Consider the following 25,024-nt stretch of genomic DNA (forward strand, 5'->3'; position numbering starts at 1 on the left):
GTTGATAGGCCAGATGTGGAAGCCCGGTAACGGGTGGAGCTGACTGGTACTAATAGGCCGAGGGCTTGTCCTCAGTTGCTCGCGTCCACTGTGTTAGTTCTGAAATAACGAACGGCCGTGTTTTGTTCCGGTGTTGGTTAATTTCATAGTGTTTCGGTGGTCATTGCGTTAGGGAAACGCCCGGTTACATTCCGAACCCGGAAGCTAAGCCTTTCAGCGCCGATGGTACTGCAGGGGGGACCCTGTGGGAGAGTAGGACGCCGCCGAACAATTATTCCGGGAAAGCCCCGTGCCCTTGTGGCACGGGGCTTTTCTGCGTTCACGGCACGACCGACCGGCCGGCCGCGCAAGTCCGAACAGGTTGCGTCTCCAGGTGCAGGGCAGTGTCGCCGGCTCGGTGATAGGGCAGGCCCTCGCACGTGCCGACAGACCGTCAGATCCCCGCTACGCGCCGTGTGTCGTGAGTAAAAGAAGTGTCTTGTGTGTCGACATTCATCCTGTGAAGATTGAACTCTTCACAGGATGGTCACTAGGGTCGGCCTTCGAACCTTCGCGCGATAGTTCACTCATCAGGGGTGGCAGCGAAGGAACCGCCGAGTCCGTGACATGCACGGAGCCGGGGATCGGTTCATGTCTCCCGACCCGGTAGGCGGTTCGAGGAAGAAGGAGCTTTCCTTCGTGGCGTCCCACCGTCGTCCCAAGCAGCCGAGCCGTGCCCGCGTGACCGTGCTCACCGCGACCGCCGCCGCAGCCGTGGCCCTGACCTCCCAGGCCGCCCATGCCGACCCCAAGCCGACCAAGAGCGAGGTCAAGGCGAAGGTCGACAAGCTCTACCACGAGGCCGAGGTCGCCACGGAGAAGTACAACGGGGCCAAGGAGCAGCAGGACAAGCTCAAGAAGCAGGCCGACGCGCTCCAGGACAAGGTGGCCCGCGGTCAGGACGAGCTCAACACCCTGCGCGGCGAGCTCGGTTCGCTCGCCACCGCGCAGTACCGCTCCGGCGGACTCGACCCCTCCGTCCAGCTGCTGCTCTCCTCGGACCCGGACAGCTTCCTCGACCAGGCGTCCGCGCTCGACCAGCTGACGGCCAAGCAGTCCGAGTCGCTGCAGAAGATCCAGGCGAAGCAGCGCACCCTCGCACAGCAGCGCAAGGAGGCGCAGGGCAAGCTCAGCGACCTCGATGAGGTACGTAGGACGCTCGGCACGAACAAGCAGAAGTTCCAGGGCAGGCTCGCCGAAGCCCAGAAGCTGCTGAACACCCTCACTGCCGCCGAGCGGGCCAAGATGGCTGAGGAGGAGGAGCAGCGCGCCACCCGCGGCGCCGGTGACCGGGTGGAGCTCAGCAACGGTTCCGGTGGGAACGAGGCCGTGGACCTGGGCAAGGAGGTCCCCGCGTCCGCCCTGGGTGCCGCGGCTCTCCAGGCCGCCCACACACGGGTGGGCAAGCCCTATGTCCGAACCGCCACGGGTCCCGACTCCTTCGACTGTTCAGGGCTGACCATGTGGGCCTACGCCCAGGCCGGTGCCGACATCACCCGCACCACGTTCACCCAGATAAACCAGGGCACCCGCATCGCCCGCAGCCAGCTGAAGCCGGGAGACCTCGTCTTCTTCAGCAACACCTCGCACGTGGGTCTCTATGCGGGCAACAACACCGTGCTGCACGCCCCGTATCCGGGCACCAACGTCCGCTACGAGTCGATGAGCACCATCGGCAGCTACCAGGCCGCGGTGCGCATCTGATCACACCCCCGAATCGCCGGCCCCGTGGCTTCGTCGCTCCGGATCAATCCCCGGCGGCCGAGGATCCCGGTGGTCCCGCCGTCGAGGCATCCGATCGAGCACACCGAGAACGCTCTGCGGCTGGACGGCTGACAGCGCGGGGAATCTCGTTTGCCGCGGTGGAGGCGGCAGGGCACGATCGGCGGATGGACTACGTCGTGCGTGCGGTGCGGGCCGAGGAGTGGCGGCGGGCCAGGGAGATCCGGTTGGTGGCCCTGCGGGACCCGGTTGCCTCGATCGCCTTCCTCGAGACGTACGAGCACGCGCTGACCAAGCCGGACGTGTTCTGGCAGGAGCGGACGGCGGGCGCCGCGGCGGGGGAACACAGCCGCCAGTTCATCGCGGAGACGGCTGACGGCCGATGGGCGGGAACGGTGACGGTGCTCGTGGAGCGGCGTGGCGGAGAGCCGGGTTTCGGGGAGGCCGCCGAGGCCGATCAGGCCCATCTGGTGGGGGTGTTCGTCAGACCGGGCCACCGGGGGCGCGGGGTGGTGGACGCGCTGTTCCGTGAAGCGATCGACTGGTCCTGGTCGTTGGCCGGGCCGCCATTGCGGCGGGTACGGCTCTACGTCCACGAGAGGAACGGGCGGGCCGCGGCCTCGTACCGCAGGATCGGCTTCGTCCCGACCGGGAGAACGTTGCCGATGGAGGGTGATCCGAGCGCCTTGGAGCTCGAGTTCGAGATCCGCCGTTAGGGAGTCGAAGCGGACAGGCCCAAGGCGCGCGGTCAGGTCGCGAGCAGGCTTTCCTGCCAACGTGCGCGGGCCTGTTCCTCGGAGCGGAGCAGGACCAGGGTGGTCATCCCCTGCTCCTGGCCGGCGGAGAGCAGGCGGGGGAGCTCGGGAAGTGGTGCGACCGCTGCGACGTCGTCGAGGACGAGAGTCATTGGTGGGTCGAGCCGACCGTCGGTTGACCGTACGGCCATGCGGCGGCCGTGCTCGACCACGTGCGAGGCGAGTGCGGTGAGCAGGGGCATCGCACCGGGGTGGTGGCGGGGATCCTCGATGGGTTCACCGACCACATAGAGCGTTCCCCCTTCACGTGCAAAAGAATCCAGTACGAGCGCATCGGCTCGGTTGGGTGTGCACGCTTCGCGGATGTGGACCGAGGAGAGGGCCGCGAAGGCCCGTACGGTCAGTTCCTGTGCCATTTCCCGGCGTTCGGGATAGGCGGTGAGCGCGGACTCCAGCAGTCCGGCGTGCCCGGAGGCCGCCTTGGGGTGGGTCCGGAGCAGGCGCACCGGTTCGTGCCCGCCGGCGCCGGAGGCCCAGCGGTGGACCTGGCGGAAGGGGCGGCCGTCCACGGCGGCGGCGTGGAGCCAGCACTGGAGCAGGGTCTGTGCGGTGTCGGCGACGGCGGCGTCGATCCTGGCCCGGGGGCGCACGGGCGTCAGGAGCGCGGTTGCCCGGGAGGCCGCGGTGGCCGGGTCCTCGCAGCCCGCGACGGGCGACCAGTGAAGGCGGGCCGGGGTGTCGCACAGGTGACCCGGGTCGTAGACGAGGACCGGGCCGAGCTTGCTGCGGGCGTCTTTCGTCTCGGCCCAGACAGTGGGGTCCGAGGTGACGACGAGGGCGGAGCCCTCCGCCTCGCGGATGGCCTGGACCACCGCCGGCCGGCGGGTGGCCGAGGCGCCGAAGAGAACGCGCGGGGTGCGAGGGGTGGGGACCAGCGGTGAGGTCTCCTGCGTGTACGCGGCAAGGGGCGCGGGACCGGCCTGCTGCGCGTACGGGGCGGCGGAGGCCAGGGGCTGTGCTGCCTCGACGGGTGCCGGAGCGGGTGCCCGGGGGGCTTCGGCGGGCAGCGCTTCGCGCGCGGGTGGCCCGGCCGCCGTGCGGGAGCGTGGAGGGTGCTGCTCCGACTCGTACGGCCCCGGGGCGTCACCCCGCTGCTTCCTGACCAGCCGCCAGCGGGCCACCACACCCACCGCGAAGACCGTCAGGACCAGCAGCACCATCAGTTCGCCGATGAACAGGCCCCAGAACAGCCCGTATCCGGAGAGGTCTCCTGGCGGGGTGTCCGGCCAGGCGGCCGGGAGGTCCGCCGGCTCGACGGCCAGGGCGCGCAGGGCCAGCGGCGTCCGCATGAACGTGACGCCGTCGGGCCAGCCCCCGTGCGCGAGGAGTCCGGCGAGGCCCGTCGCAGTCCAGGCCAGGACCGTCAGCCCGAAGAGGAAGGACAGGAGGCCGATCAGCAGGCCGTCGGGGATGCCGCCCTGCCCCTCGCCACCGCGCCCCGGTCCTGATGGTGCCTGGCGTGCCATGTCATGCCACCGTTGACTCGGACGACTCGTTCAGGCGTTGCTGGTGCTCGATCCGCGCCGCCCGCTGCTCCGCCTCCAGCTCCGCGGCCCGTACGTCCTCGGGGAGCAGATCCGCCGCCGAGCCCTCGGTCATCGCGCGGTCGGTGAAGACCAAGGGGCGTTCGGCTTCGGTGATCAGGTGCTTGACGACCTGGACGTTGCCGTTGACGTCCCACACCGCGATGCCCGGGGTCAGCGTGGGGATGATCTCCACCGCCCATCTGGGCAGGCCGATGACCTTGCCCGTCGCTCTGGCCTCGTCGGCCTTCTGGGCGTAGATCGTGCGGGTGGACGCCATCTTCAGGATGGCCGCCGCCTCCTTCGCCGCAGCTCCGTCGACGACGTCGCTGAGGTGGTGGACGACCGCCACGAAGGACAGCCCGAGGCGCCGTCCGAATTTCAGCAGGCGCTGGAAGAGCTGGGCGACGAACGGCGAGTTGATGATGTGCCAGGCCTCCTCGACGAGGAAGATGCGTTTCTTCCGGTCGGGCCTGATCCAGGTGTGCTCCAGCCACACGCCGACGATCGCCATGAGGATCGGCATGGCGATGGAGTTCCGGTCGATGTGTGAGAGGTCGAAAACGATCAGCGGTGCGTCGAGGTCGATGCCGATCGTGGTCGGGCCGTCGAACATGCCGCGCAGGTCACCGTCGACGAGCCGGTCCAGGACGAGGGCGACGTCCAGGCCCCAGGCCCGTACGTCGTCTATGTCGACGTTCATCGCCTCGGCGGACTCGGGCTTGGGGTGCCGCAGTTGCTCCACGATGTCCATCAGGACCGGCTGGCGCTCGGTGATGGTGTCGTTGACGAATGCGTGTGCGACCTTGAGGGCGAAGCCGGACCGCTCGTCGAGGCCATGGCCCATGGCGACCTCGATGATCGTGCGGAGCAGGGCGAGCTGGCCCGTCGTCGTGATCGACGGGTCGAGGGGGTTGAGCCGGATCCCGTCGTTCAGTGCGGCGGTCGGGTCCAGCCGGATGGGCGTGATGCCCAGCTCCTCGGCGATGAGGTTCCACTCGCCGACGCCGTCCTCGCCCTGGGCGTCCAGGACGACGACCTGGCGGTCGCGGAAGCGGAGCTGGCGCAGCACATACGTCTTCTCCAGGGCTGACTTGCCGTTCCCTGACTCGCCGAGCACCAGCCAGTGCGGGGCGGGGAGCTGCTGCCCGTACAGCTGGAACGGGTCGTAGATGTAGCCCTTGCCCGAGTACACCTCACGCCCGATGATCACGCCGGAGTCGCCGAGGCCGGGCGCGGCGGTCGGCAGGTAGACGGCCTGGGCCTGCCCCGTCGAGGTGCGCACCGGGAGCCGGGTGGTCTCCACGTTTCCGAAGAGGAAGCCGGTGAAGGCATCCGACAACGCGGACAGCGGATCTCGCATGGCGTGACTGCCCTCTCGTTAGCGACGGATGCCGGTGGCGAACGGCAAGGTGTTCACAAAGGCGCGGTGGTGCTCCCGGTCGCACCACTCCAGCTTGAGGTACGACTTGCCGGCCGACGCGCGGATCGTCCGCTTGTCGCGGGCGAGCGCCTCGGGGGACCGGGACGACACGGTGATGTACCCCACGAGATTCACGCCGGCCGCGCCGCTCGCCAGATCTTCACCCCGCTGGTCGAGCCTGCCGTGGGCCGCGATGTCGCGCGGGTCGACCGTACGGTTCATCTTGGCCTGGCGGCTCGCCTCGGCGTCGTCGTTGGTCTTCTCCGTCAGCATCCGCTCGATGGCGATCTCGGTGGGTTCGAGGTCCATGCATACCGCGACCGTGCGGATCACGTCGGGCGTGTGGACGAGGAGAGGGGCCAGGAAGTTGACGCCGACGGGGGTCATCGGCCATTCCTTCACCCAGGCCGTGGAGTGGCACCAGGGGGCGCGCGTCGTCGACTCGCGGGTCTTGGCCTGGAGGAACGTCGGCTCGACCGCGTCCAGTTCGGCCGGCCAGGCGTTGCGCTTCGTCATCGCCTGGATGTGGTCGATGGGGTGGTCCGGGTCGTACATGGAGTGCACGAGTGATGCGAGCCGGCTCTGGCCGAGCGGCTGGCGGACCCGGATGTCGGCCTCGGCGAGCCGGGCGCAGATGTCGGTCAGCTCGCGCGCCATGACGACGGCGAGCCCCGCGTCCCGGTCGACCCTGCGGCCGCCCTGGGGGCGCATGGCCCGGGCCATGGCGTTGGCCTCGGCGGCCAGGTCGCGGCTGTAGTGCATGCAGGCGACGAGGTAGGCCCGGTGCTGCTCGCTGGAGGTGGAGACCATCGACTGGAGCTGGTCGTAGGAGTCCTGGAGCCAGCCGGGCGCGGACCTGTCACCGCGCTGGGCGACGTCCTTGGCGTGTGCGTCCGGGTCGGCGGGCAGTGTGCGGGCCAGCATCTGCAGGCGCGTCACGAAGCCGTCGCCGTTGGCCACGTGCTTGAGCAGCGTGCCGAAGCGGTCGACCAGGGCTTCCTGGTCCTCGCTGTCGCGCAGGCCGACCCCGGGGCCCTCGATCTCGATGGCGGCGGTGACCGTACGCCGGTCGGCGTGCAGCAGTACGGCGATCTCGTCGGGGCCGAACGGCGCGGCCAGCCAGCTGATCCGGCCGATGCCGGGCGGCGGCCCGATCTCCACCTCGCGCCCGTCGGCGCTGACGCCGGCTTCGACGGCGGCGGAGCGGTAGGCCGTGCCCCGGCGCAGGGTGCGCTTGAAGCTGCGGTTGATCTCGAACCACTTGTAGAAGGTGCGGCCCTTGTAGGGGACGTACACGACGGCCAGGGCCAGCATGGGGAAGCCCATGAGCGTCACGATCCGCAGGGAGAGGACCGGGACGAGGAGCCCGCTCATCATGCCGAGGAACGCACCGGCGATGATCAGCGCGATCTCGCCCGTCTCACGGTTCTTGCCGATGATCGCGTTCGGCCGGGCGCGGCCGATGAGATACGTACGGCGGGGCGCGATCGTGTGGGACTGGGTCGTCAACGCCCCCCACCTCCTGTGTTCGTGCTACCTGTGCTGCCTGGACCGCTTCGTGGGGAGCGGGTGCCGTGGGGGGTGCCGGAGGTGGGCCCGGACCCGCTGCGGGGTGGGGGCGCGGAGCCGCCACCGGGGGTACGGGAGCTGTGGGCGGCGACACCTCCGCTGGCCGGGTTGGCCGGCCGGGCGCCACCGCCGCCTCCTCCGCCTTCGCCGCCGCCGCGGCCGCTGTGGGTCTTGATGCCCTGCGAGACGAGAGCGGCGGGCGAGCTGATCATCGCGGCGGCCTGGGAGCCGTCGGTGGCCTGCTTGCGGTTGGTGCGGGCGCCCTGGATCTCGTCGCCGAAGCCGGGGACGAAGCGGTAGATCATGGCGGAGGCGAAGATGGCCAGCAGGATGATGGCGAGGCCGGAGACGACGGCCGAGAAGGCGTTCGGCCCGTCGTCCGCGGAGAGTGCCCCGGCGAGCCCGAGCACGATGACGATGACCGGCTTCACCATGATCACGGCGATCATGATGCCCGCCCAGCGGCGGACGTGGCCCCACATGTTCTTGTCGACGAGCCCGGAGTACACGACGACCCCCAGCAGGGCGCCCACGTAGAGCAGGGCGGCCCGGATCACGAGCTCCAGCCACAGGATGCCGGCGGCGAGGATCGACACGAGCGAGACGACGATCAGCATGATGGGCCCGCCGCCGATGTCCGTGCCCTTCTTGAGCGCCTCGGCGAACGATCCGAAGAACACGTCGGTCTGTCCGCCGGTCGCGGCGGAGATGACTTCCGTGACGCCGTCGGTGGCGGATACGACCACGTACAGGATGAGCGGTGTGAAGGCCGAGGCCAGGACCGTGAGCCAGAGGAAGCCGATGGCCTCGGAGATCGCGGTGGTGAACGGCACGCCCCTGATGGCGCGCTTGGCCACGGCGAAGAGCCAGAGGACGAGGGTGAGGATGGTGGACGCGGCGAAGACGACGGCGTACTGGGTGCGGAAGGTGGAGTTCGTGAAGTCGACGGTCGCCGTGCTCTCCACGGCCTCGCTGAGCTTGCCCACGAGGTAGGCGGCGGCGTCGGCGCAGCCGCGGGCGAGGGAGGTGAGGGGGTCCATGGCGTCGTCGGTGACGGTGGGCGTGCTGCGGGCGGCGCCGCCGTCTTCGCCGTCCTCGCAGTAGTCGCGAGCAGCGCCGTAGATGAGGTCGCAAGGATTGTTGCTGGTACTTGGGCTGGGCGTGGGGGTCGGGGCAGCCACAGCCCTTGCAGCGAACACGATGATCGAGGCTTGCATCGTGGCCAGGAGGGCCACGACAGACCTTGGGCGGGGCCAGGGCTTAACGGGCATAGGTGAAGCCTCCGAACCCGTCGACCGCGCCGGCGATCTCCTCGGCGCTGGATGCTCTGTTGTCGCCGCCCACGGGCGCAGGACCGTCCTTCTGAGAGTGGGTGACGGCCTTCCAGTCGCCGTCGACCCATTGCAGTTCCATGGTGATGGTGAACCAGCCGTCCGTGACGGGCTTGGTCGATCCTTCGCCTGCCAAGCCGATCAGACCGGAGCACCAGACTTCGACGGTCGCTCGGTCTGCCTCCGACGTTGTCGCTTTGGTGCCGATGGGTGTCGTCCGGGAGACAAAGGCGAAGCCGGTGGGGGCGGTGCCGTCATCGTTGAGACCGACGTTTCTGAAGAAGTCGGTCGAGTACGCCTCATCGAGCGTGGTCCGGAACTTGGCAATGGAAGTTGGTGCAATGACTGCGTCGAGGATGCCGTCACGCTTCGACTTGTCGAACATCTCCGCTGACCCCAGCGCCACCGCGTAATTCGCCGCCGCGCTCTGCGCCCCCTGCTCGTCGTGCGCGAACCCTGAGGCGATCGTGCCGTTCTTGCCCGTGACCGGCTTCGTGCCGGTCGCGGCGGTGGGGCCCGCCCCTGCTGCGGCGGGGTCCTTCTCCTTGCCACCGTCCGAGGCGCCGCCTCCGCTCTGGTTCGCGAACGCGATCGCTGCGATGAGCAGCACCACCACGCCCACCACCATGATCAGTGAGCGGGAGTTCCGGGCGGGTCGGCGGCCGTATCCGTCGACGTCGTCGCCACCGCCGGGCAGACGCGTGCGCGTCTGGCGTGTCCCGCCGAGGGTGCTGTACGCGTCGTCCGAGCGGTCTCCCGGCTCGTTGCCGCCGTAACCCCGCTCATCGCCCTGACTCATGCCGCGTACGCCCCCTCAGCCGTGTGCGGATCCGCGTAGTACGACGGTAGCGCTGCTGGTTTCCGCGTGGGCGCGGTGTGGTGACTCGACATCAGGGGACGCAACCTCTGCCGGTGGGCACGACGGACGGATGGTGTGGGTGGACGGGGGCGACCCCCGGGGGCAGTGGTGGCCTGACGGCCGGGTCAGACAGCCATTCCGTACACAATGGTGAACAGTGTGCCCAGCGATCCGATGATGAAGACGCCGGTCAGCCCTGCCACGATCAGCCCTTTGCCCTGCTCCGCGCTGAAGGTGTCCCGCAGCGCCGTCGCGCCGATGCGCTGTTTCGCCGCACCCCAGATCGCGATGCCGAGGCAGAGCAGGATGGCGATCGCCATCACCACCTCGATCATGATGCGTGCCTCGTTGCCCAGAGTCCCGAACGGCCCCCAGTTCGGGGCGATTCCGCCGATGATGGTGGTGATGTCGCCCTTTTCCGCTGCCAGGATCATGTAAGTCACCGCCCCTGTTGGGTAGTTCGCAGCCCGCGCCGTGCGACACGGGTCGGTCTCTATCTTCGCTGATGAAACCGGCATCGCACGACGCCTTCCCGGGTCTCTTTACCCGGATCTCGCACGTTTGACCGGGGAAGCCGCCCTGACCTGCGGCTTGCGCCGGAATCTGCCCGCATATGCATGGTTACTCTGTGTATCACGGGGTGTGACGGCTAGCAACGACGGTGGCCAGGGGTTCCGGGTGCGGTCGATGCGTTCACGGGACGCGGGGCATTCGTACGCGCTGTTCGAGAGCCGTGTGTGCGCCGGTGGCTTCAGGTCGACGTGTCGTCAGGCGCCGTGCGGGGAAGGCCCAGCGACCCTTTACGTCACAGCACGGTACGCAGGGGCGCCGGTCCCCTGGCGGGGGTCTCCCAGTGCGACGGTGGCTTGAAGTCGCACCAGGAGCCGTCGAAGGGGAACGCCCTCGCCTCGATGAGACGGACAACGCGTTCCCCCTCCGCGCGGATCTCCGACGCCTCTCGCGCGGACCAGTACGCGGGGTGCCCGGTCTTCTGGGCGAACGACCGCTCGTCCTTCCATCGTCGGCTTCGCTCCGGTGTCACGGTGATGTCGAGCTCGTGGTCGGCCACGTCGATGTCCTCGCCGCGATGGGTTCGGTGTTCGAGATTCACGTACCAGCCACGGAACTTCCGTCTCCGCCCGAAGAGCCAGAGCACCGCGTGACCGGCCCCGGCCGGCTGGTGGATGAGGGCGCTGCCCATCGGCCACCGTCCGGCCTTCGCCGGATAGCCCTGTGCGGGCCGGTCTTCGGGCGCGATGTCCCGGAGGTGGGCTCCACGAGGCAGTCCCGTACGCCACATGGGGGTGCCGGTCTCCAGCCACACCAACTGGCCCTCGTGCGTGCGTTCGACGAGCCGTACGGGTACGGAGTAGCTGAGGTGCCCCCCGATGAAGAGGTTCCAGCGGAGGATCTGCCCGGCCCCGGCCCCGCTCCCGGCCTCCATCCCCCGTGCGGCCCCGGTCATCGCGCGAGCAGCGTCAGGTCCTCGGCGGTGAGTCGCAGCGCGCCGGCGGACACGTTCTCGACGAGGTGGTCCGGGTTGCCGGTGCCGGGGATGGCCAGCACATGCGGTCCCTGGTGGAGCGTCCAGGCCAGTCGCACCTGCGCGGCCGTCACCGCGTGGCGGCGTGCGACGGTCAGCGTCGCCTCGTCCTGGTTGCTGGCCGCGCCTTCCTCGCGCCCCGAGCCGGCGATGGCGAAGAAGGGGACGAACGCGATGCCCTGTTCGCCGCAGGCGCGCAGGAAGGCGTGGTCGTCGGCCGGGGAGTCGAGGCCGTACGCGTTCTGTACGCAGACCACGGGTGCGATGCCCCGAGCCTCTGCCAGCTGTTCCGGTGTGGTGTTGGAGATGCCCAGGTGGCGGATGAGTCCGGCCGTGCGGAGTTCGGCCAGAGCGCCGAAGAGGTCGGCGACGGGAGCGGAGGCCCCGCTCGGCGCGAGGCGCAGGTTCACCACGTCCAGGTGGTCCCGGCCGAGCTGGCGCAGATTCTCCTCGACCTGGCCGCGCAGCTGCTCCGGACCGGCCCACACCCACGCGCCGGAGGGGTCCCGCCCGGGGCCGACCTTGGTCGTGATGACCAGGTCGTCGGCGTACGGGGCGAGCGCGCTGTTGATCAGCTCGTTGGCGGACCGCAGCGGCGAGAAGTAGAAGGCGGCGGTGTCGATGTGGTTCACGCCGAGCTCGACGGCGCGACGCAGGACGCGCAGCGCGCGGTCCCGGTCGCTGGAGGTTCCGCCGGCGAACGCCGTGCCGTCCTGGGCGAGGCGCATCGAGCCGAAGCCGAGGCGGTTGACCGTCAGGTCACCCAGCTTCCAGGTGCCGGAGGCCGCGGCGTTGATCGTTCCAAGTGATGAGGGCATCATCGGATTCTTTCACCCGCCCGGCTTCCGCGGGCGGCCGATGACGACACCGGCGGCGTGCGACGGTGGTGTGCCGGGTGGTGGTCGGGCCGCGACCTGGCGCCCTCGGGGAAAGGGGCCCGGGGGCCTGCCGAAGCCCCTCGGCCCTCGTGACTCACCTGTCCGCCCGTGCGGACGCTCCGGCCTTCCACTGATCGGCCGTGACCCGCCACACCACGGTGATTCCAAGCTCTCCGGGGGCGGCCGGTCCGTCGGGCGCGGGACCGCGTCCGGCCTCCGTGAATCCCATGCGGCGGGCCACCGCCCCACTGGCCGGGTTGGCGGCGTCGTGGTGGATCTCCAGGCGGTCGATGCCCGTCAGCCGGAATCCCTGGTCGACGAGTGCGGTCGCGGCCGCCGTCGCGTGGCCCCGCCCGGTCCATCGAGGGCGCAGCCAGTAGCCGATCTCGAGTCCGCCCGCACCGATGCGGCGGTGGAGGCCACAGCTGCCGATGACGGTGGAGTTCGAGGTGATCGCGTAGCCGAAGGTCTCCCCGCTCACCCACTCCTCCTGGTTGCGGGCGAGGAAGGCGGCGCCCTGCCGTCTGTCGTGGGTCGCCGCCCAGGGCATCCACGGCATCAGGTGGTCCAGGGAATCCGAGATCGCCTCGTGCAGGGCGTCGAGGTCGCTCGGGTGCCACCGGCGGAGTTCCACCCGGCCGTGGCGCAGCAGTGCAGGGGGCTCTTCCATGGCCCGGATGCTCTCGCGGTCGGGGGGCGCCCGACAAGCGCATTGTTCGGGCCTGCTCCCTCAGGCCCTCCGCGTCAGAGTCGCCGTGAAGCTGCCGCCGTAGGCACGGTCGGTCGTGATGTCGAGGCGGGTTCCGCCGGGGACGTGGCGGACGCGGACTCCGGCGTCCGCCGAGACACGCCGCAGGGGCCGGCCGTGGAAGGTGATCGATACCGTGCTCCGCGTCGTCGTGGGGTCGGACACCGCGACGGAATACGTGCCGCCCGCCGTCCGGCGCAGCATGACCGATGCCGGCCCGTCGATCGAGAGGCGCCCCACGCGGTGCGTCCCGGGGGTGAAGGCGTTGGCGGCGGTGATGCCGAGTTGCGTGTGTGCTGCGGCCTGCAGACGGTCCGTGTTGGACAGCACGGAGAGCGGTCCATGGGCGTATGAAGCGAGTTGCCGCGCGGAGGCGTTCGGGACGAGGGCGTGTGCCATGGAGGTGGGCTCCGCTCCGGCGACCTGCTCGTAGGACAGTGTGAAGAGCTGCTTGGTCACTGCCGTGTCCGCGTTGGCGAGGCGCACGAGGCGCCTGCTCCGGGTGACCGTGTCGAGCGCGACCACCGGCGGCGGGCCGGACAGGAAGACGTACCCGACGGAGGTCCTCTGTCCTTCGTCGGCGTACCGCAGCCAGGCCGGTGGGGCGGTCGCGGTCCTGCGCCAGGGGGATCCGTCGCGCAGGCCGCCCGTGACGGCGACGGGAGAGGAGGGATCGGCGATGCGGCTGTCGACCGTCGTGGTCACCGCGCGGCCCGACAGGCCGGTCACGCCGGCGGACAGCACGAGGATCTCGTCGTCGAACATGAACCAGGACCTGGTGGCAGCCGCCGCGCGGTAGGCCACGAAGTCCTCGGGCAGGGTGCCTGCCTGCTGCGCCGCGTACGCGGCGTCGTCGGACTGCACGAGACCGGCCACGCCGTAGGCGCCGAGGCGGGTGCCGCCGGAGAAACCCTGAGTGGCGCGCGGGAAGTAGACGTACGTGTTCTGCGACTCGGAGGACGAGGTGAAGCCGCGCTCGGGGTTGTCGTACCAGAGGGTGCCGTACAGCTCGGGGACGGTGCGCCGCGTCTCGGAGGGAGCGGTGACGCCCGCGAGGCGGTGGGGCGGGACAGCGGTGAAGTAGTCGACGCCGTACGCCTGCCGCTGGTCCGCACCGGACAGGTACAGGTAGTGGGCGCCCGAGCCCTGGAACCACGGCATCAGGTTCTCGCCGCTCATGTACTCGTACATGCTGACGCGGGCGGAGCTGCGGGCGAGCGCGAACGCGTAGCCGGGCCGGCGGTGGACGGTCCGGTCCATCGCGTTGTACGCGGCGTGGGCGGCCGTCGGGACGAGATCCCGGGCGGGCGCGGGGGAGTCCAGGATGTCTGCGTAGCGGGCGATGCTGACGGGGGAGACGAAGGCGGTCGGGTCGAGGCCGGTCCTGGAGGTCTGCCGGACGTGTTTGACGTAGCCCGCGAGGGCCTCCGCATCGTTGCCGGACGTATGCGCGGACAGGTCGACGACTGCCTCCACGACGGCGGTGACGTCCGCGTATCCCGTGCCGGTCCGTGAGACCGCTCGCCCCTTGACGATCTCCATCATCCAGCCCTCGAAGATCAGCGGGGCGAAGCCGTCGGCCACCCAGCCCCGTACGACACCGACCAGGCTGTCGTCGGGGACGTAGCCGGTGCCGTCGAGGATCTTGACGGTCTGGACGATCCGGGTGAGCAGTCCTCTGCCGTAGGAGCCGGTGTACGCGACGGAGCCGTGCTGGACGAAGGACCCGTCGGCGTAGAACCCGTCCGTTACCCCGTGGCGGGGGAGGTAGGGGTCGATCGTCGCGAAGACGGTCAGTTGGTCGGCGAGGGCCTTGGTGATGCGGGTCTCGTCGTCGAGCAGGGCGCCTTGGAGGATCCGGTTCGTCGTGATGTCGGCGAGATTGGCGCCGGTGTGGAAGCGCGAGTCGAGATCGACGTCGCCGTTCTTTCCGTTGCGCAGGTAGGCGTCCGTGGAGGTGACGTACGTCGCGGTGAGATCGGGCCGGTAGGCCGCGAGTTCGTCCCGGAGCAGGACCAGGGTCCTGGTCGCGTAGCCCGGGATCCCGATCTCCCAGTGGAACCAGTTGCCGTAGTAGCCCTTCGACTGATCCCCGAACCAGTCGTCGTGGAGCCGGGCCAGGGCGTCGACGACCCGGCGCCGGACCGTCGCGTTCCCGTACAGGCCGGAGGCTTCTGTGCCGGGGAGACAGGTGGCGAGAGCGATCTCGTAGAGGTACTGGTACGACGTGCTCAGGTTGGGGTCGCTGGTGCCGAGTGGTACGCCTTCGAAGATCTCGCCCGGCCCGGCGCCGTCCAGCGCGGTGAGCCGGGCGTGCGCCGCCGTCCGGAGCGCGTCGAGTTTGGGGGCGACCTCCGGGCGGGCGTTGGACTCCGTGGTGCCGGCGAAGACGGCGACGGTGTTGCGGAGGAGGGTGGCCGGAGGGTCCTGCGGAGATCCGTTGGACGGCCTGGGATTCGGGGAGGCGGCCGCCTCCGTGCGGAGTGTCCGGGACGCCGTCCAGAGGGCGGCGGCGGGGATCGCGGACAGTGCGGAACGACGTGAGAGCTCCATCAGCACGCTCCAGAGTGCGGCCCGTAAGCGCTTGTTGCCTCTGAGCCCAGCCAAGCAACGGGCGTACACCGGTGTCAACGGGCCGGTGCGATGTCGCGGGCCGTCGCGATGTCGGTGCCGTCGTCCACGGTCGGTCGTATGACGACTCGGGGCAGGGCTTTTCGGGCATCCAGTCCGGTGGGCGCGGCGTTACGGTGGCGGGCATGACGGAGAACGGTTCTTGGACGTGTCCGTCGCAGGCGCGGGTGCGGGGGGCGGGTCGGTACACGATCACGGTCGTGCTGCCGCCGTTCCCGGACCCCTCCGACGGCCTGCCGCCCAACGATCCGCACGCAGCGCGGGAGTTCGCCGGATCGTTCGGGACGGTGGACGGGGTTCTGGAGTATCAGGGGGAGCGGAACATCAGCGACGGCTTCTCCCCGGCGACCCGCGACGACCTTGACCGGATCCAGGTCGGGAGGTGGGGGAACGTCCTCGGCGTCTCGGATCCCGCTTTGGCCGACGGGGGCCACTCGTGGCCGGTGCTGGAACAGGTCAGGAACCTGGCGGAGCGGTTCCCCGGGGCGAAGGTCATCGGCGGGGCGGTCGTCGACCGAGGGGAGACCCACGAGGAGGCCGCGTGGGCGGTGCCCGGCTTCGAGCTGGTGCACTCCGAGGGCTGGCCGTCCGAGGCAGACACGTCGCGGTGGACGCTGACGGGTGATCCACAGGCCGTCCTGGAGGCCTGTGGGATCACGGCGCGGGAGGCGAAGGAAGCCGATGTCGCGTACGACCCGGACGATCCTGCCTCGACGTACTGGGGCGGCCTCGGGGAGCTGATCCTCGGCGCCCATCGCCCGTGGAGGCGCAGGAGGGTGAGGACCTCGGTGTTCACCGTCCGCCACACTCACTCCGCCACGGACCTGATGGAAGAGGTCTGGCTCTCCGACTAGCTCCTGGCCCCGGTGGTCCTCGTGGCCACCTCGGGTTGCACGCGAGCTTCCGCGCAGCAGTCAGACTGAGGCAGCGCGCGTGATCGTCGATCCAGTGCCGCCATGGCGGCAAGAGTGTCCACCTCGAGCGCTTCAAGCCGTCCGACGGGGAGCCGGCTTCTCGATCAGGAGAGAGTTTCGACCATGACCGATTTTGTCCGCACGGGGAGGTTGTTCCGCGTCGTCGAGTTCAATCCGTCCCACCGGCAGCTCTTCCTGCGGAGCGAAGCAACACTGGTCGACCAGACCACCACACGCGTCGAGATCTACATCGGCCATGTGGAACTGATGCTCCTCCAGCCCTACTACAGGAACGGGCTCCACATACGGCGCGCCAGTTCCGAGGAGTTCGCCGTGCTGAAGGAGCGGCACGGGTTGGAGTCATCCGATGCCGAGTACACCTGGATGCTGGACCCTGACGGAGACAGCTTCGTCATCGGGGGTATCCCGAGCTGGCGCGAGGCGGACTACGAGTCGATGGGCGACCGGGAATCGCTGTACGACTGGTCCAAGCCCTGGCCGCCGGACTTCCCGGTGGAGTCGGGCTGGGTCGGCTGACTCGTCTTTGTGCGGCGGACCCAGCCGGGCGCAATCCACCCGCTCCGCCCGGGCGGAGCGGCCATAGGGTGCACCGATGGAAACTGAACAGCGTTGGACCAGCAGCGTGGTGCGAAGATCCCCGTATCTCGCCGGAGCCACGATCTTGCTGCCCCTTGCAACCGCTGCGGGCTGGAGCAGTCTGATCCTGGTTGTCCTGGGGCATGTGATCCCGGCCTGGGTGGTGAGTACCTCGCTGCTCGTCATATCGATGATCCTGATAGGCGTTCATAGGGTCCGGCAGCTCTACGCAGCGGACGACCGGGCACCCGTGCCGCGTCTGGGCCTGCCACGCTTCGTCCTCGGCCTGCTGGTTGCCGCGGCCGGACTCGGCAGTGCGTTTGGCGCAGTCAGCGATCTCACGGGTGGTGCGGACTACCGGATACTTCAGCCCGCCGGTCCTGACGGCTGTGTGGCTGTGGTGCGGGAGACGTCTTTCCTGAAGATCAGCAACGGCGAGGTGTACGCGGTGGGCCGCACCGGAGTGGCTTGGCGGCCGTCAGGTTCCTGGGTGGCGGACGACATTTACCGGCCCGTGGCCGAAGGCACGTACGAACTGCGCTGGAGCGGGTCCAGCGGCATGCTCGCGGTCAGCGGGTCCGCCACCGACCCGATCGTCGCTTCGGAACTGAACCCGCTGGAGTGCGGCTGAACGATGGTCCTGCGCGGAGCGTCAGTCGTCCGTGGCGGTGACGTCCGTCTCGGCGAAGTGGTCGAATTCGCCGGCCACGACACCCTGGGCGAACGCCTCCCACTTCTGAGCCGTGGTGGTCACCACCGTTCCGGGGTCACCGGTCTCGCGGAGATGCACGAGCCCGCCGGGACCGAACGCGATCTCGATCCAGGGGCCGGGGCCCTCTGTGTCCTCGGGGGCGGCGCGGGTCCAGGTCAGGTCGGCGGGGTGGTCAGCCATGGGCGCGGGTTTCCTTCACGGCGCGGATGAGGGCGGCCCAGGCCAGCGCGCTGGTCCGGAGTATCGCGCCGCTGGGGTCGCTGCTCTCGGTGAGGGCGACGAAATTTTGGTCGTTGGCGACGTGTATGCAGGAGTTTCCCTGCGCGCAGTAGGAGGATTTCTGCCAATCGAGTGCTGACATCTTCGATCCCTCACAGATTCCGGGCGATGGTGTGGATGAAGTCGCGTGATGTCGCAGGGTCGAGCGCGCTTGCCTCGATCCGGCTCAGCAGTACGCGGTACCTCTGCAACTGTGGCTCTGCATCCAGGAAAACAGGTCCGTGCGACTGGTCCAGGTTCACGCTGTCGAGCTGCGGTACAGCTCCCCGGATGTAGTAGATCGACTGCCCCGATCCCGCAAAGGCTCCGGCTGCGAACGGGATGACCTGAAGCACGACGTGAGCGTGCTCGCTCAGATCCACCAGGTGTCCCAGCTGCTCGCGGGCTACTTTCCGTCCGCCGAACTGCATGCGCAGGGCTGCCTCGTGGATGACCACGCGCTGGGCAGTCGGCGGAGTGCGGAAGAGCACGGTTTGCCGCTTGATGCGGAACGAGACGCGGTGCTCGATATCGGGTGGCGAGAGTTCCGGCGCATCTTGGCGGAAGATTTCGCGGGCGTGTTCCGGAGTCTGCAGGAGCCCGGGGATGTGGACGGTGACCGCAGTGCGCAGTCCTCGGGAGTGGTGCTCGATTTCCGCGAGGTCCAGCAGAGGCGCAGGAAGAATCTCGCGGTATTCCTCCCACCAGCCGCGCGTACGGTCGGCGGTCATGTCGCAGAGCGCTGCGATGACCTCTTGGTCCGCGCACCTGTACTGCCGGGCCAACGTACGGACCCTCTCGGGGCTCACGCCTACGCGGCCGGCCTCCATATTGCTGATCTGGTTCTGCTTCACGCCCAGGAGCTGGCCTGCCTGTGTCGCGGTGAGTCCGGCCAGCTCCCGGAGTTTGCGCAGTTCACTGCCAAGACGCAGTTGACGACCCGTCGGGGTGTTTCTCACCGGCTGGTCCGCCTCCCTGAACGCCTCGTCACCCAGACGGGTGGTAGTTCACTCATTACTCATCTTTCGGTTAATACATTAGCCACCGTTGGCTATCTTGGCACTCAGGACACCCGCCCGGAAGTACCCCGCTCGACGGAGCGGCCTCGTCACCGGGCCTGCTACAGACACCTCAACGCTCCTCCGTGAACGGAGACTTCCATGGCTCTGGCCACCGTAACGCCGCCCTGGGCGTACACCCTCCAACTTCCGCAGGATCCCCGTGGGCCCGGTATCGCCCGGGCAACTCTGCGGACCGTGCTCCAGGTGCACGGGATGAGGGACCTCATCGACACCGCCGAACTGCTGGCGAGCGAGCTGGTCACCAACGCCTACCGGCACTCCGCGGGTCCGTACTCGCTCCGGCTGCGCGGAGCGGGGAGGGGCCGGGTGCGGGTCGGGGTGTGGGACAGCAATCCGGAGATCCCGGCCCCGTTCGGCGGCGGTGTCATGGCTGAATCGTGTGTGCTGGCCGAGCGGGGGCGCGGCCTGCAGCTCGTCCGGGAGTGGGCGGAGAGCTGGGGTGCGTACCCGATCAGGGGCGGGCTGCCGGGGCAGGGCGGGAAGGTGCTGTGGATCGAATGTGCAGGGAAACCTGCATGTCGGTGGGGTGATCCGACATGACGCGGGGCTGTGAAGCCTTCATCCCATCCCTGCGCACCTCCAAACGCCCCGTACAGTCCGGCCCCCGGCCGGGCCGGGCGGGATCAGCCGGTGTAACGGGCCTCGAAGGCGTGGAAGGACTGTTCCTGGCGCCACTCCAGGCGGGCCTTCGGGCTGTTCGCCAGCAGCCGGGCGCAGCGGGCCGACCGAGGTGCCCGGCACTCCTGGACCGGGCGGAAGCCCCGGCGTACGGGGTCCGGGCTCCACAGACTGCGGCCCGGCAGGAAGGAGTACTCCAGGGACGCCCGGGCCAGGTCCTTCAACTCCGGGTAGCCGAGTCCGTAGGTACGGGCGGCCCGGCGGTACTCCTGGCCGATGTCGCCGCGTGAGATGCCCGGGTCGTCGGTGGACAGCACGACGGGTACGCCGTACTTCCGGTAGACGGGGAACGGGTGCTCGTCGCCCTCGACCTGGAGGATCTGCGCGTTGCTGGTGAGTGGCACCTCGACGGCGATCTGCCGGCGCGCCATGTCGCGGGCGAGCCGACGCCAGTCGTCCTCCTGCACGAGGTCGACTCCGTGGCCGATGCGTTCGGCCTGCCCCGTGCGTACGGCGTCGTCGATGTGGAAGGTGAGGTCCTCGGGCTTCACCAGGCCGGGGACGAGTTCGCCGGCGTGCAGGGTGATGTGGGCACGGGGGTAGACGCCGTGGAGGTGGTTCAGCATGCGCATGTGCAGTCGGTAGTCCCGCAGGGAGATCTCACCGTCCTCCGGCTGGACCAGGTTCACCGCGACGAACCGGGGGTCGCGTTCCGCCAGGCGGAGGCCCAGGGCGATCTGGGTGAAGACGCGTTCCGGGGAGCTGTTGCGTGACACCTGGGAGACCCAGCGCACCGTGACCCGGCAGGCCGGGGCGGGGGTGGCGTCCGCGCAGTGCGCGGTCTGGCGGAACTCCGCGTCGGCGGTGTCGGCTTCCTGCTGCGCGGCCCTCACGAGTTGGTCGAGCCTGCCGCCGGCGAGGAGCTTTCGGTGCAGGGCTGCCGGATCCGCGTCCCAGCCGACGTCGGCGGCCAACTGCCGGGCCCCTGCCGAGGCGGGGCTGACCATGGTCTCCAGATAGGTCTGGTTCTGCGCCGCCGCGGTACCGGCCACGTCGGCGAGCATCTTCCCGCGGTGCGACGTCGCGGCGCCGAACTTCCCGAACGTGGCGAAGAAGTGGTCGTGGCCCGACTCGCCCTGCGGGAAGTCCTCCATGGACCAGGCCCGGACGACCTCCTGACGGAAACCGGTATCCGTGAGGGCGTCGGCAGCCGGTCGGGTTCCCGCGGCACACGGAGGTGCGACAGCGGTCGTCGTGGCGTCGATGCAGAGGCCGTCATCGGCCGCGAGCTGGATGAGGTACTCGGTCCGGACCGCGCCGGAGAGGTGATTGTGCAGGTCACCTCCCTTCGGTAGATCCCGGAAGAACTTCTGGGACTGCTGTGGGTGCGCCTCCAGCCAGGCGGCGGTGCGGGTCTCGGCGGCCGTGGCCGTCCGGGGCGGCGGTACGGCTGCGGGCGTCGCCGCCCGGGCCGACGCATCGGTGGGCAGGGACGCGGCGAGGGCCGCCGCAGCGAGTCCTGCGGCCGTCAACAACCGCCGGGAACGCGATGAGTTGTGCTGTACGGAAATCACGCTTTGCATGATCACGAAAGGCGGCGCACGTTACGCGGAGCGCGTGGACAGAACCTCGTAAACCATCCGTCCGGGGGAAATCGACCACCTCGGTCCGCCGGTCCCGTTCGGGTGATGCCGGGGGCGGCGCAGCCCTTGCGGAGGCGGGGGTGCGGGCTCTTGCCGCCGGTGAGCCCGGCGTGTCGGTAACTGGCGTTTGGCACAGTGCCGCTCCGTGATCTACGAGCGGGGTGAGCGCTGTGACTGTGGTGCGAGGGCTGAGTGATCCGGCCGGGCCGTCGGGTGGGGGTGACTGCGGCCGGCGGCTGAGGCACAGCGACGGTCCGTGGCTGAGGGCCGCAGGCGGGGCGGACGAACTGGTGACCCAGCTGGGCCCGGTGAGCGGTGAGTTGGATCTCGCGCATCAGGGCCTCATGGCGGGGGCGGGCCGGCTGACCGCTCTGGCTGAGCTGGCGGCCGTACGGGAGTCCTGGGTGCGGCGAATCCAGGCGGCGCGGGGCGAGTGCGGCAGCCTGGCGACCGGGCTGCGGGCTGTCGCACGTACACAGGGCGCGACGAACGAGTCCGTCCGGTCGTCCTTCACCGCGGTGATGCCGTGCGAGGGCGAAGCGCGGTGACGTCGACTCTGACCTGGGCCCAGTTACGGGATCTGAGATGCACCGAGCTGGAAGGTGCGGCCGACGGGTGGGGCAGGTCGAGTAACCGGGCCGACGCGGCGCGGGACCGCATCGAGCAGCACATGCTCACCGGGCTCCGCGACACGCAGGAGGGCGAGGCCGCGCGGGCGGCGGTCGCACGCCTGCGACAGCTCGGCCGGAACTTCCAGTACGTGTACACCGAGTGCGGCCTCCTCCGTACGACCCTGAACTCCCTGGCCCACGAGATGAAGACCCAGCAGCGGGTGCTGAGGGAGGCGCTGGACGACGCGGCCGCGCTGAGGTTCACGGTGCATGCGGACGGGACGGTGACGTATCCGACGGGTGGCGAGGGGCTGGTCGACGGCGCTCCGCTGCCGGGCGGCACGGCGACGTCGAGCGGACCCCCGGGGCTGGTGCCGCCCTCGGGCCTGGTCGCGCCGAACCCCAACGTGGCCAAGGCGCAGGACATCGCGGACCGGGTGACCGGGGCGGTGCGGGCGGCGGCCGAGATCGACTGGCGGTATGCGGGCATCCTGCGTCGGCTGAAGGCGGAGGAGGGTCTGAAGGTCCCCGACTCCACGTGGAAGGACGCGGCGGGCGATGCGGCGGAGGTCCGCGACGCGGCGGGGGCGTACCTCAAGGACGCCATCCCGCATGACGCGTCTCCGGCGGAGCGGCGGGACTGGTGGGCGGGGCTGACCCAGGAGCACCGCGAGGAGTACCTCGCGGTGTACCCGGACCAGATCGGGAATCTGGACGGCATCCCGGCACTGGTCCGCGACGCGGCCAACCGGGACAACCTGCAGCTGCTGATCGGCAAGCTGGAGGGGCGGGACGACGAGAAGTCGGCGACGCAGTTGGCGGGACTGCGGGAGATCGACCGGCAGTTGGGGGCGGGGGCGCAGCCCGGGGAGCCGCCGATGTTCCTCCTGGGCATCAGCGATGAGGGAAATGGTCGGGCGATTGTCTCCTATGGGAATCCGGATACGGCGAAGAATGTGGCTGCCTATGTGCCGGGGCTGAACACGTCGCTGGATGAGGGGTTCGCAAAGAATGACTTGAAGCATGCCCGAGACACGGCGATTGCGACCCGGGATATTGATTCGTCGAGTGCGATGGTCGCTTGGCTTGGGTACGACGCGCCGCAGCTTCTGGACGGAAAGGACAGTCTGGCAGTAATGGGAGATGAGAGAGCTGAGGCTGGTGGCCGATCCCTGAACGGATTTATGGAGGGCTTGGCGGCTTCGAACGAAAATGATGACCCGCATATGGTGGCCATTGGCCATTCGTATGGTTCACGCACGGTTGGTGCCGCAACCCAGCAAGACGGTGGTATTCCAGGTGTGGACGACATTGTTCTGGTGGGAAGCCCGGGTGTGGGAGTTGATCACGCTGAGGATTTAGGGGTAGGTCAGAGCCATGTATTTGTAGGTGCAGCCGAGAATGATTTGGTGACCAAGACTCCGTCCAAACTGCAGGGGAATATGGGGGTTGCTGCGGGGCCGATCGGATATATCGCGGGTGGCCTGATGGACCGTGGCGACGACGACCTCTGGTTTGGTAAGGACCCCGCGAGCGAGGCGTTCGGGGCGAGACGCTTCCAGGCAAGCCCGGGGCCCTCGGTGCTTACCGGAGGCTTTGAAGCGCACTCGCTCTATTTCGATCGCAATGGCGATAATTCTCTATCGTCGGACAGTGTTGCCCTCATTGTGGCCGGAAAAGCTGACAAGATCAATATGGAGGAGCCGCGTTGAGGGCGTCCTGGTGTTTGATGCTGACACTTCTTCTGGGTGTTGTAGTGGGCTGCGGCGGCGAAGGGAATCGCGAAATGAATATGCAGGAAGCGGCCGCGAGATCAGACCGGATGCTTGATGGTGTGCTGCTGTCAATCCAACCGCAAGTGAGGTGGACGCATGGGCCAACAACTACGGGCAGCTGTGATGTGTCGCGCAGGCGAACGATCATGACTGTGATTTCGGCAGAGCGGCGAGGTAATTTCCTCGGCCTCGTGGAAAGGTACTTGCAGAAGACGGGGTACCGGGTCGAGGCCATGAATAAGGATGTTGAATTCCCGGCGATCTACGCACGGAGTGCGGACGGGTACACCGTCAGCCTCCGCTTCGGTGGCGAGGGGCAAGCGTTCTTGCGTGCCGACACCCCCTGCGTCGAGGAGTCCGAGGTCGCGGAGTCCACCACCCAGGCGACCGCGCCCACCTATGAGGGTATGGAGCACATCCCCCGCCCCAACATCCGCTCACCCTTCTGGTCCGCCGGCGCCCCCTGACCCCCCGTAGCCGCCCCTGACGCCCCTTCATGCCTCCATCCACCCGTACACACCTGCGAATCGCGACGTGAACCCCGCTCGAATGGGGGATGGTTGGAGCGTGCGGAAATACTGGGTGTTCCTCGGCGGTGGGATCGGGCTGGGCCTGTGCTTCATCGCCCTGCTCGTCGTCGGTACGTACTCCGCCGCCGCCGGGATCTCCGGGGCGGGCGGTGCCGTCGGGCTGGCCAAGGGGGCCGTGCCGGCGCGGTATCAGCCTCTCGTGGAGAAGTGGGGCAACCTCTGTCCCGCCATCAACCCGGCCCTCCTGGCCGCGCAGTTGTACCAGGAAAGTGGCTGGAACCCGCGCGCCCAGAGTCATGCCGCCGCTCAGGGCATCGCCCAGTTCATCCCCGGTACCTGGGCCTCGCACGGTATCGACGGGGACAAGGACGGGGACCGCGACGTCTGGGACCCGGCCGACGCGATTCCGTCCGCCGCGTCCTACGACTGCGAGCTCGCCGGGTACGTGAAGAAGGTGCCGGGCGACTCGACCGACAACATGCTCGCCGCGTACAACGCGGGGGCTTACCGGGTGATCCAGTCGGACGGGGTCCCCTCGATCAGCGAGACGCAGAACTACGTCAAGATCATCCGTTCCCTGGAGAAGAGCTTCGCCAAGCCGGTCGGCCGGGTGCAGCCCTCACAACAGGCCGCCGGTGCCATCTACTTCGCGCAGAAGAAGCTCGGCACCCCGTATCTCTGGGGTGGGAACGGTACTGCCGACCAGGGCGGGAGGTTCGACTGTTCCGGGCTGACCCAGGCCGCCTACCGCACGGTCGACATCGAGCTGCCGCGGGTGGCCAATGACCAGTACAACGCCGGGCCGCACCCATCCCGGGACGAGCTCCTCCCCGGCGACCTGGTGTTCTTTTCGGACGATCTGAACAACTCGCGGGCCATCCGGCACGTGGGCCTCTACGTCGGTGGTGGGTACATGATCAACGCGCCGTACACCGGCGCCGTGATCCGGTTCGACAAGATCGACACCCCCGATTACTTCGGTGCGACAAGGGTCACGAAGGACGGGGCCGCAGCGCTCCCGACGGCGCTCCCGGAAAGCTGACGGGTAGTCGGCCGTGGCCGGAACTCTCCGTGAAGCCCGGGCCCTGAGCTGCGACGATGAGTCACTCTTCGATAACGTCATGGTGATCATTCGGTGGAGAACGGAACGTACGCAGCTGACACGTCGTTCCCTGGACTGGGACAGCATGCGCACATGACCAT

At 68.9% G+C, this 25,024-nt stretch carries 24 protein-coding genes and 1 rRNA gene; 11 read left to right on the forward strand and 14 right to left on the reverse strand.

Going from position 1 to position 25,024, the window contains the following annotated elements:
- Positions 1-152: 152 nt before the first annotated feature.
- The 3 genes from rrf (at position 153) to JOC24_RS00015 (ending at position 2,477) form a co-directional block, all read left to right on the forward strand.
- Positions 153-269 (forward strand): 5S ribosomal RNA (gene rrf / locus JOC24_RS00005).
- Between the two features lie 409 nt (positions 270-678).
- Positions 679-1,743, forward strand: coding sequence for a C40 family peptidase (locus JOC24_RS00010; protein ID WP_205017990.1), 1,065 nt, complete (start codon positions 679-681; stop codon positions 1,741-1,743).
- A gap of 185 nt (positions 1,744-1,928) precedes the next feature.
- Entirely contained in the window at positions 1,929-2,477 is a 549-nt protein-coding gene (locus JOC24_RS00015; protein ID WP_205017991.1) for a GNAT family N-acetyltransferase, read from the forward strand.
- A gap of 32 nt (positions 2,478-2,509) precedes the next feature.
- Here JOC24_RS00015 and JOC24_RS00020 read toward each other — a convergent pair whose 3' ends face one another.
- The 10 genes from JOC24_RS00020 to JOC24_RS00065 all read right to left on the reverse strand — a co-directional run bounded on the left by JOC24_RS00020 (position 2,510) and on the right by JOC24_RS00065 (position 15,003).
- Positions 2,510-4,042 carry a type IV secretory system conjugative DNA transfer family protein gene (locus tag JOC24_RS00020; RefSeq protein WP_205017992.1) on the reverse strand — a complete coding sequence of 511 codons (1,533 nt, stop codon included), beginning with the start codon at positions 4,040-4,042 and terminating at the stop codon, positions 2,510-2,512.
- A gap of 1 nt (position 4,043) precedes the next feature.
- Positions 4,044-5,462: an ATP-binding protein gene (locus JOC24_RS00025; protein ID WP_205017993.1), complete on the reverse strand. Its 1,419-nt coding sequence runs from the start codon at positions 5,460-5,462 to the stop codon at positions 4,044-4,046.
- A gap of 18 nt (positions 5,463-5,480) precedes the next feature.
- On the reverse strand, positions 5,481-7,031 hold the full coding sequence (locus JOC24_RS00030; RefSeq protein WP_205017994.1) for an SCO6880 family protein: 1,551 nt from the start codon (positions 7,029-7,031) through the stop codon (positions 5,481-5,483).
- The gene (locus JOC24_RS00035; protein WP_374104471.1) at positions 7,028-8,308 is read right to left on the reverse strand and encodes a hypothetical protein; all 1,281 of its coding nucleotides are present in this window, start codon (positions 8,306-8,308) and stop codon (positions 7,028-7,030) included. Before JOC24_RS00035 ends, JOC24_RS00030 begins: the two co-directional genes overlap by 4 nt.
- A gap of 43 nt (positions 8,309-8,351) precedes the next feature.
- A complete protein-coding gene (locus tag JOC24_RS00040; protein ID WP_205017996.1) occupies positions 8,352-9,221 on the reverse strand; it encodes a hypothetical protein in 870 nt (289 codons plus the stop codon).
- 185 nt (positions 9,222-9,406) lie between these two features.
- Positions 9,407-9,715, reverse strand: a complete 309-nt coding sequence (locus tag JOC24_RS00045; RefSeq protein ID WP_015610155.1) for a hypothetical protein — start codon at positions 9,713-9,715, stop codon at positions 9,407-9,409.
- A gap of 371 nt (positions 9,716-10,086) precedes the next feature.
- The gene (locus JOC24_RS00050; protein ID WP_239579318.1) at positions 10,087-10,746 is read right to left on the reverse strand and encodes a ribonuclease FAU-1 family protein; all 660 of its coding nucleotides are present in this window, start codon (positions 10,744-10,746) and stop codon (positions 10,087-10,089) included.
- Entirely contained in the window at positions 10,743-11,645 is a 903-nt protein-coding gene (locus JOC24_RS00055) for an aldo/keto reductase (RefSeq protein WP_205017997.1), read from the reverse strand. The genes JOC24_RS00050 and JOC24_RS00055 overlap by 4 nt, the downstream gene beginning before the upstream one ends.
- Positions 11,646-11,796: 151 nt before the next feature.
- On the reverse strand, positions 11,797-12,372 hold the full coding sequence (locus JOC24_RS00060) for a GNAT family N-acetyltransferase (protein WP_205017998.1): 576 nt from the start codon (positions 12,370-12,372) through the stop codon (positions 11,797-11,799).
- A gap of 60 nt (positions 12,373-12,432) precedes the next feature.
- Positions 12,433-15,003 carry a polysaccharide lyase family 8 super-sandwich domain-containing protein gene (locus JOC24_RS00065; RefSeq protein WP_205018729.1) on the reverse strand — a complete coding sequence of 857 codons (2,571 nt, stop codon included), beginning with the start codon at positions 15,001-15,003 and terminating at the stop codon, positions 12,433-12,435.
- Positions 15,004-15,206: 203 nt separating this feature from the next.
- Between JOC24_RS00065 and JOC24_RS00070 the strand changes: the two genes are divergently transcribed.
- The 3 genes from JOC24_RS00070 (at position 15,207) to JOC24_RS00080 (ending at position 17,223) form a co-directional block, all read left to right on the forward strand.
- The gene (locus JOC24_RS00070) at positions 15,207-15,935 is read left to right on the forward strand and encodes a DUF6333 family protein (RefSeq protein WP_205017999.1); all 729 of its coding nucleotides are present in this window, start codon (positions 15,207-15,209) and stop codon (positions 15,933-15,935) included.
- 183 nt (positions 15,936-16,118) lie between these two features.
- Positions 16,119-16,532 carry a hypothetical protein gene (locus JOC24_RS00075; RefSeq protein ID WP_205018000.1) on the forward strand — a complete coding sequence of 138 codons (414 nt, stop codon included), beginning with the start codon at positions 16,119-16,121 and terminating at the stop codon, positions 16,530-16,532.
- A 76-nt stretch (positions 16,533-16,608) separates the two neighbouring features.
- Complete coding sequence (locus JOC24_RS00080; RefSeq protein ID WP_205018001.1) at positions 16,609-17,223, forward strand: hypothetical protein; 615 nt, start codon at positions 16,609-16,611, stop codon at positions 17,221-17,223.
- A gap of 21 nt (positions 17,224-17,244) precedes the next feature.
- Here the strand turns inward: JOC24_RS00080 and JOC24_RS00085 are convergent, their stop codons facing one another.
- The 3 genes from JOC24_RS00085 to JOC24_RS00095 are packed head-to-tail and all read right to left on the reverse strand — an operon-like array spanning position 17,245 to position 18,521.
- Positions 17,245-17,484, reverse strand: a complete 240-nt coding sequence (locus tag JOC24_RS00085) for a DUF397 domain-containing protein (protein ID WP_205018002.1) — start codon at positions 17,482-17,484, stop codon at positions 17,245-17,247.
- Positions 17,477-17,665 carry a DUF397 domain-containing protein gene (locus JOC24_RS00090; RefSeq protein ID WP_205018003.1) on the reverse strand — a complete coding sequence of 63 codons (189 nt, stop codon included), beginning with the start codon at positions 17,663-17,665 and terminating at the stop codon, positions 17,477-17,479. Before JOC24_RS00090 ends, JOC24_RS00085 begins: the two co-directional genes overlap by 8 nt.
- A 10-nt stretch (positions 17,666-17,675) precedes the next feature.
- Positions 17,676-18,521, reverse strand: coding sequence for a helix-turn-helix domain-containing protein (locus tag JOC24_RS00095; protein ID WP_205018004.1), 846 nt, complete (start codon positions 18,519-18,521; stop codon positions 17,676-17,678).
- Positions 18,522-18,722: 201 nt separating this feature from the next.
- Between JOC24_RS00095 and JOC24_RS00100 the strand changes: the two genes are divergently transcribed.
- Positions 18,723-19,184 carry an ATP-binding protein gene (locus tag JOC24_RS00100; protein ID WP_205018005.1) on the forward strand — a complete coding sequence of 154 codons (462 nt, stop codon included), beginning with the start codon at positions 18,723-18,725 and terminating at the stop codon, positions 19,182-19,184.
- A gap of 83 nt (positions 19,185-19,267) precedes the next feature.
- Here the strand turns inward: JOC24_RS00100 and JOC24_RS00105 are convergent, their stop codons facing one another.
- Entirely contained in the window at positions 19,268-20,845 is a 1,578-nt protein-coding gene (locus JOC24_RS00105) for an adenosine deaminase family protein (protein WP_205018006.1), read from the reverse strand.
- A gap of 230 nt (positions 20,846-21,075) precedes the next feature.
- Between JOC24_RS00105 and JOC24_RS00110 the strand changes: the two genes are divergently transcribed.
- The 4 genes from JOC24_RS00110 to JOC24_RS00125 all read left to right on the forward strand — a co-directional run bounded on the left by JOC24_RS00110 (position 21,076) and on the right by JOC24_RS00125 (position 24,863).
- Positions 21,076-21,453 (forward strand): hypothetical protein, encoded by a 378-nt coding sequence (locus JOC24_RS00110; RefSeq protein ID WP_205018007.1) that lies wholly within the window; start codon positions 21,076-21,078, stop codon positions 21,451-21,453.
- Between the two features lie 122 nt (positions 21,454-21,575).
- Positions 21,576-23,228, forward strand: coding sequence for an alpha/beta hydrolase (locus JOC24_RS00115; protein ID WP_239579319.1), 1,653 nt, complete (start codon positions 21,576-21,578; stop codon positions 23,226-23,228).
- Between the two features lie 296 nt (positions 23,229-23,524).
- Positions 23,525-23,758 carry a hypothetical protein gene (locus JOC24_RS33935; protein WP_307792605.1) on the forward strand — a complete coding sequence of 78 codons (234 nt, stop codon included), beginning with the start codon at positions 23,525-23,527 and terminating at the stop codon, positions 23,756-23,758.
- A 115-nt stretch (positions 23,759-23,873) separates the two neighbouring features.
- Positions 23,874-24,863 carry a C40 family peptidase gene (locus tag JOC24_RS00125; protein WP_307792624.1) on the forward strand — a complete coding sequence of 330 codons (990 nt, stop codon included), beginning with the start codon at positions 23,874-23,876 and terminating at the stop codon, positions 24,861-24,863.
- The last annotated feature ends 161 nt before the right edge of the window (positions 24,864-25,024 follow it).

Source organism: Streptomyces sp. HB132 (assembly GCF_016909575.1).
GTDB lineage: Bacteria > Actinomycetota > Actinomycetes > Streptomycetales > Streptomycetaceae > Streptomyces.